Origin of the sequence: Actinosynnema sp. NPDC023658, assembly GCF_040639995.1 — a bacterium.
GTDB lineage: Bacteria > Actinomycetota > Actinomycetes > Mycobacteriales > Pseudonocardiaceae > Actinosynnema.
Genome location: NZ_JBFAAX010001158.1, coordinates 1 through 1,637, shown reverse-complemented (window position 1 = coordinate 1,637; position 1,637 = coordinate 1). Strand labels below are relative to the sequence as shown.

The following is a 1,637-nucleotide window of genomic DNA, read 5'->3' as shown; positions in this document are numbered from 1 at the left end:
CGAGCCGCATGTGCCGGTGGCGGCCACGGGGCCGTTGCCGCGGCGGGTGCGGGAGCAGTTCAACGGGATCCTGTGGAGGTTCCGCACCGGGTCGGGCTGGCGGGACGTGCCCGAACGGTACGGACCCTGGTCCACGATCTACTCCCGGTTCAACGCCTGGGCCAGGGCCGGAGTGTTCCAGACGCTGATGGACGCGCTGATCGCCGAGGCCGCCTCCCGCGGACAGGTCGACCTGGAACTGGTCGGCGTGGACTCCACCATCGTGCGGGCGCACCATGAATCGGCCGGGTTGGCGGTCGCCGGGGAGACCCTCGATGCGCTGGAACAGGCGCTGACCGAGGAAAAAGGGGCTCCGCTGCCCACACAACAGAGCGTGCTGCGGGTGATGCGCCGCCGTCCGCGCCTGACGCGTCCGACGCGGGCACGTCTGCCGGTCGGGACCGTGCCGCCCGCAGGCGCCGTGGGAAGGCACGGGCTGCGGCGGCCGGACTCGGCCGGTCCCGGGGCGGGCTGAGCAGCAAGATCCACGCCGCGGTCGACGCCGCCGGGCTGCCGCTGGCGTTCGTGCTCACACCCGGCCAGGCAGCGGACAGCCCGCGGTTCCGGACGGTGCTGGACCGGGTCCGGGTTCCCGGCCCGACCGGCCGGCCTCGCACCCGTCCGGACGCGGTGGCCGCGGACAGGGCGTACTCCTCCAAGGCCAACCGGGCCTACCTGCGCCGTCGCCGGATCACGGCGGTGATCCCGGAGAAGACCGACCAGCAGGCCAACCGCAAGAACAAGGGCTCCGCGGGAGGGCGGCCGGTGTCCTTCGATCCCGTGCGCTACAGGGGACGCAACACCGTGGAACGCTGCTTCCAGAAGATCAAGACATGGCGCGGCCTGGCCACCCGCTACGACAAGACACCGCAAAGCTACGAAGCCGGACTGCATCTACGAGGAGCAATCATGTGGCTGAAAACCTTAACCTCAACTACATGATCCGAACCCCAAACAGCTCCTAGGTGGCTGGTGTTTTGGGTTGCTAAGGATCGGGGTGCCGATACCTCATTGGTGATCGGTTCGGCAGGATGTCCGAGTGACGTTGGGGCGGGCGCCGCGGCAGGGCGATCTGTTGCGGTCGACGGTGGACTACTGCGAGGGCCGGGTCGCGCCCGACTCGATCTACGGGGTGCTGCACCGGGAATGCTTCGCGTTGTTCCCGGACGGGATGTTCGCGGACTTGTTCACCGATGTGGGTCGCCGGTCGGTGCCGCCGATGATCGTGGCGGTGGTGATGGTGCTGCAACGCATCGAGGGCCTGTCGGACCGGGAGGCGGTGGAGCGGTTCGCCTTCGACGCCCGGTGGAAGTACGCCGCCGGCGGCCTGGATTTCGATTACCCGGGGTTCGTACACACGGTGTTGGTGGACATGCGGGCCAGGTTGGCCCGCTCGTCTCGGCCGGACCGGATCTTCGAGGCGGTCCTGGAGGTGGCCCGGCAGGCCGGTCTGGTGGGGCGCAGGCGGGTGCTGGACTCGACCCCGTTGTACGACGCGGTCGCCACGATGGACACCGTCACCCTGGTCCGCTCGGCGATCCGGGGCCTGCTGGCGGCCGACCCCGGGTCGACGGCCGGGCTGCGCGGCCTGGTCACCT

General features: G+C 70.0%; 1 protein-coding gene and 1 pseudogene. Both read left to right on the top strand.

Going from position 1 to position 1,637, the window contains the following annotated elements:
- Positions 1-981, top strand: a pseudogene (locus AB0G02_RS39105) (IS5 family transposase); the annotation flags it as partial.
- Between the two features lie 97 nt (positions 982-1,078).
- Positions 1,079-1,637, top strand: a 559-nt coding sequence (locus tag AB0G02_RS39100; protein ID WP_360805234.1) for a transposase, incomplete at its 3' end; no start/stop codon positions are given.